The sequence below is a fragment of the Microbacterium sp. genome (assembly GCF_036277215.1).
In the GTDB taxonomy this organism is placed as follows: domain Bacteria; phylum Actinomycetota; class Actinomycetes; order Actinomycetales; family Microbacteriaceae; genus Microbacterium.
The window spans coordinates 1-5,552 of sequence record NZ_DASUNI010000012.1 but is presented as its reverse complement, the minus strand read 5'-3'; the positions used below and the strand labels follow the sequence as shown (position 1 = coordinate 5,552).

Below are 5,552 nucleotides of genomic sequence, written 5' to 3'. Positions count from 1 at the left end.
GTGAACTGGATCTCGGTGTCGGGCTCGGCAGCGGCATCCCACGACCCGAGGGCCTCGATCTGCGCCTTCGTCACGTTCGCGCCGTCCTCGGTGCGCAGGAGGTTCTCCAGGAGCACCTTCAGGCTGAACGGAAGCTTCTCGTGACCGGCGACGGCGTCGATGCGGAAGATCTCGTAGTCGGTGCTGCCGACCGTCAGGGTGCTCTTGGCACCGAAGCTGTCAACCGTGGACACGTGTGTCTCCTTCGTCGGCGGCGGAGCGGGCGCGCGGCCCGGCACTCCCCATCTTCCCTGTCCCCGGCCGCAGTGGCTAGTGAGGCTGGCCTTACTGCCCGGCGGGACGAATTTATCTTGATGTCAAGATAAATGTATCACTTGGGAGCAGGGGGATAGAGCGCCCGCACGGCGAGCCAGGTGACCGCGACGAGGGGTGCGAACAGCGGCAGGCCCATGATGAGTTTCAGTGTGCCGAGGGCTGCGACGTTGTCGGCGAAATAGAGCGGCAGCTGGACCAGCAGGCGCGCGGCGAACAGAGACGCCCAGGCAATCGCGAGCCAGAAGAACACGCGGCGTTTCCGTTTGTCGGCGCGCCAGGCCGTCCCCTCGCCCATGAGGAATCCGACCGCGAGCCCGATCAGCGACCAGCCGATCAGCGCGGAGATGAGGAACGCGGACCCATAGAGGACGTTGGTCACGAAGCCCGGGATGAAGTTGTTGCTCGCCTCGCCGGTGAACGCGGCGAACGCAGCCGCGACGAGTGCGGCGAGCAGACCGCCGATGGCCGCCGCGACCGGCTGGCGGGCGATGAGGCGTGCGATCGTGAACACGGCTGCGATGCCGACCGACAGCCCGAGCGACAGCCAGAGGTTGCCGTCGCCCGTCTCGGGATCGATCGTGACCGTGTAGACCACGATGAACACCAGTCCCGGCACGACGGACTCCAGGATGCCGCGCCACCCGCCCATCGCGCGCCAGACGACGTGGCCGGTGGTCGCGTTGTCGGTGGGATCCAGGCCTGCCCGCTTGGCAGCGCCGCCGAGCGCCGCGCCGAGCACCTCGGACGCGGAGGCGGCCGGGGGCGAGTCCGAGGCGTCGTCGGGATCCGGCTGTGCAGCCGGCCGGGGGGCGTCGGTCACGCGACGCCCGGGGTCGCCGGCATCCGCAGCGGGATGAGATCACGCGGGGGCATCGGGGTCCCGCCGCGTACGACCACGATCGAGCGGAAGAGGTCTTCCACTTGAGCGGCCGCCTCGACGTCGGCGGTCGCTGCGCCGCCGATCACACCGCGCAGGAACCACCGCGGGCCGTCGACGCCGACGAAGCGCGCGAGGCGCTTGCCTGCAACGCCGTCGGGACCGGCGGCGACGGGCACCTCAGCCAGCAGCTCCGGACCGAGCGGGCCCTCCCGCTCCTCGACGCGCCCGCCCTGCTGGCGGATCTGCGCGCGGATCTGCTCACGGGTCTCCTCCCACAAGCCCGTGGTTCGCGGAGCTGCGAACGGCTGAACCTGGAGAGTGGACCCGGCGAAATCGAGGCCGACGGCGACGATGCGCTTCGTCTGCTCCTCGACCTCCAGGCGGAGGTTCAGGCCCTCGCGGGGCAGGATCTTGATCCCGCCGAGGTCTATGTAGGGCCGCACCGGGTTCGCCTCCGACTCGTCGAAGGGCCCGTTGGTCGAGCGGTCCTCGAGCGGGTCCGCCCGGGGTGCGTCGGATGATGTCGGGTCGGTCATGCGTGGGCTCCGTTCATTCGTCTCTCGGTCGCGGAAAGATCCCCGCGAGAACTCGCTGACGCTCGTCGGCGGCTACGCCGCGCCCCCCTGGTACCCGGTCGAGCCGAATCCGCCGTCGCCGCGCGCACTCTCGGGAAGAACCTCGACCGGGACGAATCGCGCCCGCGAGACGGGCATGACGATCAGCTGTGCGATGCGGTCGCCGATGCCGATGTCGTAGGCCTGCTCGGCATCCGTGTTGAGCAGTGTCGCCTTGATCTCGCCGCGGTATCCGGCGTCGACGGTGCCCGGGCTGTTGACGATGGTGATGCCGTGCTTGGTGGCCAGCCCGCTTCGAGGAACGACGAACGCCACGTAGCCGTCGGGGAGCGCGATCCGCACACCTGTGCCGACGAGCGCCCGCTGGCCGGGCTCGAGTCGCAGAGCCTCGGTGGAGACCAGATCAGCCCCTGCGTCACCGGGGTGCGCGTACGCCGGAACGTCGGGGGCGATAATGGGGACGTCCACAGTTTCAGCCACGCAACGAGGGTAATGCAGAAGACAGGAAGCGGTGTCCGCGGCGGCTCCGCCGTCTCCTACCGCGAGCGGCTGAGCCCGTCCCTCTGGGTGATCACCAGCGCGGCGGTGGCCGCTCCCATGGCCGCACTCGTGCTGGCGCCGATCGACACGACCCTCGCGCTGCTCGCGGGTGCGCTGGTCGGCGTGGCGATCGTCGCGCTTCTGGTCGCAGGCTCGCCCGTGGTCGAAGTCCGTGATGGCGTCCTGACGGCGGGACGCGCGCACATCGACATCGGGTTCACCGGCGAGGTGACCACACTGACGGGCGCGGAGGCTCAATACGCCCGCGGGCCTGGTCTGCATCCGCGGGCGTGGCACCTGATCCGGGGCGGCATCGACGGCCTGGTTCTGGTGACGATCACCGATCCCGACGACCCGGCGCCCTTCTGGGTGATGTCGACTCGAACGCCCGACCGGCTGGCGGCTGCCGTGCGTCGTGCGCAGGCTACGCGGCGCACTCCCGGCAGATAGGTCCGTCGGAATCCTCGTGGTCCAGCTGCGAGCGGTGCTTCACCAGGAAGCAGTTGACGCACGTGAACTCGTCCTCCTGCGCGGGCAGCACGACGACATCCAGCTCGAGGTCGGACAGGTCCGCCCCCGGCAGCTCGAACCCCGAGGGGTTGTCGGCGTCTTCGACGTCGACGGAACCCGACAGCTTGTCTGGAACGCGCTCCTTGAGAGCCTCGATCGATTCGCTGTCGTCTTCTGTCTTGCGGGGGGCGTCGTAATCCGTGGCCATGCGTGAACGTCTCAACTTCCGGGGAATAACAGTGTGCACTGACCCTGTCGGGCGGCGATAGTTTGCATGACCTGAGTCCGAATCGCAAATGCGCGGAGGCTTCTCGGTCCTGCGTTCCCGTGAAACTCGCGGCGCGCGCGGGATATTCCCGGCGGACGGCGACCGCTGTGTCAGCATGGGCGCACACCGCTGGATCGGAGGGGCGTTTCGCATGGAACAGCTCAAAGTCATCGGAACCGAGGACGACGTGCTCGTCCTGGTCACCGAATCGGGTGATCGGTTCTCGCTCGCCGTGGACGACGTACTGCGCGTAGAGCTTCGCAAGGCGCGCAGAGAGCGCGAGGGCGAGTCGCAGGTCGTCCGCCCGAGCCCACGCGACATCCAGGCGCACATCCGCGCCGGGCTGTCCGCGGAGGAGGTCGCCGCTCTGCTGGGCGCACGCGTCGAGGACATCGCCCGTTTCGAAGGGCCGGTCCTGGCCGAGCGGGAGCACGTCGTGGGGCAGGCTCTCGCCGTTCCGGTGCTGCTCGGTGCAGAACTCGATCCGGACGTGCACCCCACCTTCGGCGGAGCGGTCCGAGCGAAGCTGGCCGAGGCCGACGCGTCCGGCGAACGATGGACGAGCTGGAAGGAGGCGACCGGATGGGTCGTCAAGCTCGAGTTCATCGCCAGCGAGGTCGAGCACGACGCGAGATGGGGCTTCGACCCGCGCCGCAGCACCCTGTCGCCGTTGAACTCCGATGCGATCCAGCTGTCGCGACAGGGCTCCCTCCCCGACGGCCTCATTCCGCGACTGCGCGCGCTCGACTCGGCCCCTTCCAAGGACGAGACCCGTTTCGACAGCGGCGCCTTCGGCCCGCGCCGGCTGCCCGAGGCAGACCTCGAGACACCGGATCTGCGCGAGCCCGTCGCTCCCGCAGTTCAGGAGGCGGCGATGAAACGGGCCGCCGGTACCACCCCGCTCCCCTCGTCCGAGACGGCGGATCTGCTGGAGGCTCTGCGGCGACGCCGCGGTCAGCGAGAGCCGCTGCCAGGTGCGGACGAGCTGGAATCTTCGCGGACACATGCGCCGGTCGCGCTCTTCGACGCCCTCGAGCCCGGATACGACGAGGCACCGCGCGACGAGTTCCGGGACGAGCCCCAGAGCGGGGTGGAGCAGGCTGCGGTCGCCGAGGCCGCGGGACGCCGAAAGGGTCGCACCTCCATGCCGTCGTGGGACGAGATCGTCTTCGGAGCACGCACCGAGGAGTGAGCCGGTTCAGGCGAAGGCGCCGAGCCGGATGAGCGGCACGGTGCGTTCTTCGTTCGTGAGCGAGCCGTGCTGGCCGACCATCCGCTGAGCGCCCTTGTCCTCGAGTCGATCGTCGTAATAGGCGATGCCGGACCGCGCGGCGACGACGACGTCGCCGATGCGCGGGAGGACGGCCGCCGCCACGGGGCCGAACAGTCCGGCGTCGACCGCCTCGCTGCGAGAGAGCACCCAGGAGCGCCCCGACTCCGATGCCCGCCAGCGCGCCAGCACACCCTTCGAAGCCTCCGGCTCCGCGTACAGGTGCAGCATGCGCGGCTCCCCGCCGATGTGACGCACACCGGCGACGAGCTCGTCGTCGTCGGACAGCAGCACGTGGCGATGCCGGGGCACGTCGACCATGCCGTGGTCGGCGGTGACCACCGCGCCGGTGCCCGGAAGCAGCGCGCCGGCGAACGCGCGCGTCGCAGCATCCACCCGTTCGAGGGCATTCACCCACTCGTCGGACTGCCAGCCGCGCTTGTGACCGAGGGCATCCAGGTCCGGGACGTAGGTGTAGACGAACGCACCCGGATGCCGAGCCGCGAGGTCGGCCGCGATCTGCAGCCGCTCCGCGATGTCCTCCGCGGGGACGAACTCCGCGCCTCGCATGATCGCGGAGGTGAAGCCGGTGTCGGCGTACTCGCCCTTCGACACGATGAAGCAGGGGCGTCCGTCCGCGGCGTACTTTTCGGTCAACGGCTCGGCACGCTGCCACGCGGGGTCGAGCCCGTCGGTGTCCCAGCCGCGGAGCTGGTTGACCACCTCGCCCAGCTCGGGAACCAGGACGCGGTAACCGAGGATTCCGTGCTCACCCGGCCCGGCTCCGGTCAGCAGGCTCGTCAGCGCGGATGCCGTGGTCGACGGGAACACGGTGCGCGCGGCATCCTTCTTCACCGCTGCGGACGACAGGAAGCGCGCGTGACCTGCTCGCGCGTTCAGGTTGTGCGCGCCCAGCCCGTCGATCACGAAGACGATGGCGCTTCGCGCCGGCGCGAACCAGTCCGATGTGCCGTCCAGTGCTGCCACCATCTGGGGAACGACACCGGTGAGGCTCCGGGCGCGGGGCGGGTCCGCGGGTAGGCTGAGGGACATCGGGGCCAGTCTCGCACACCGGCGAACGGCCCCCGCCGCTCCGCCGTCACCCGAGGCCTCATCGTCATGCCTGCATCCAGCACCGATCCCACCCCCGTCGACCACGGCCGCATCGAAGACGTCGATGTCTCGACCGAGATG

Annotated in this window: 8 protein-coding genes; 2 read left to right on the top strand and 6 right to left on the bottom strand. The window is 69.7% G+C overall.

What is annotated here, in order from left to right; all coding sequences use genetic code 11:
- The 4 genes from VFX99_RS00690 to dut all read right to left on the bottom strand — a co-directional run.
- Positions 1-233: hypothetical protein (locus VFX99_RS00690; RefSeq protein WP_329664397.1), on the bottom strand; the 233-nt coding region annotated here is incomplete at its 3' end.
- Positions 234-370: 137 nt separating this feature from the next.
- On the bottom strand, positions 371-1,135 hold the full coding sequence (locus VFX99_RS00685) for a DUF3159 domain-containing protein (protein ID WP_414684302.1): 765 nt from the start codon (positions 1,133-1,135) through the stop codon (positions 371-373).
- The gene (locus VFX99_RS00680; protein ID WP_329664396.1) at positions 1,132-1,731 is read right to left on the bottom strand and encodes a DUF3710 domain-containing protein; all 600 of its coding nucleotides are present in this window, start codon (positions 1,729-1,731) and stop codon (positions 1,132-1,134) included. The genes VFX99_RS00685 and VFX99_RS00680 overlap by 4 nt, the downstream gene beginning before the upstream one ends.
- Positions 1,732-1,803: 72 nt before the next feature.
- Complete coding sequence (dut, locus tag VFX99_RS00675) at positions 1,804-2,250, bottom strand: dUTP diphosphatase (protein WP_329664395.1); 447 nt, start codon at positions 2,248-2,250, stop codon at positions 1,804-1,806.
- Between the two features lie 12 nt (positions 2,251-2,262).
- Between dut and VFX99_RS00670 the strand changes: the two genes are divergently transcribed.
- Entirely contained in the window at positions 2,263-2,760 is a 498-nt protein-coding gene (locus VFX99_RS00670) for a DUF3093 domain-containing protein (RefSeq protein ID WP_329664394.1), read from the top strand.
- On the opposite strand, the gene VFX99_RS00665 is transcribed toward VFX99_RS00670, so the two are convergent.
- Entirely contained in the window at positions 2,735-3,028 is a 294-nt protein-coding gene (locus tag VFX99_RS00665) for a DUF4193 domain-containing protein (RefSeq protein WP_329664393.1), read from the bottom strand. The two genes, VFX99_RS00670 and VFX99_RS00665, sit on opposite strands and share 26 nt — an antisense overlap.
- 211 nt (positions 3,029-3,239) lie before the next feature.
- On the opposite strand from VFX99_RS00665, the gene sepH reads away from it, so the two are divergent.
- Positions 3,240-4,280, top strand: coding sequence for a septation protein SepH (gene sepH / locus VFX99_RS00660; protein ID WP_329664392.1), 1,041 nt, complete (start codon positions 3,240-3,242; stop codon positions 4,278-4,280).
- 6 nt (positions 4,281-4,286) lie between these two features.
- Here sepH and VFX99_RS00655 read toward each other — a convergent pair whose 3' ends face one another.
- Entirely contained in the window at positions 4,287-5,411 is a 1,125-nt protein-coding gene (locus tag VFX99_RS00655) for a nucleotide pyrophosphatase/phosphodiesterase family protein (protein ID WP_329664391.1), read from the bottom strand.
- Positions 5,412-5,552 lie beyond the last annotated feature (141 nt).

What these genes read in the sequence shown, in the direction of transcription:
- sepH (WP_329664392.1), top strand. Translation starts at nt 3,240, where the DNA reads ATGGAACAGCTCAAAGTCATCGGAACCGAGGACGACGTGCTCGTCCTG.
- VFX99_RS00680 (WP_329664396.1), bottom strand. Translation starts at nt 1,731, where the DNA reads ATGACCGACCCGACATCATCCGACGCACCCCGGGCGGACCCGCTCGAG.
- VFX99_RS00670 (WP_329664394.1), top strand. Translation starts at nt 2,263, where the DNA reads ATGCAGAAGACAGGAAGCGGTGTCCGCGGCGGCTCCGCCGTCTCCTAC.
- VFX99_RS00665 (WP_329664393.1), bottom strand. Translation starts at nt 3,028, where the DNA reads ATGGCCACGGATTACGACGCCCCCCGCAAGACAGAAGACGACAGCGAA.
- VFX99_RS00655 (WP_329664391.1), bottom strand. Translation starts at nt 5,411, where the DNA reads ATGTCCCTCAGCCTACCCGCGGACCCGCCCCGCGCCCGGAGCCTCACC.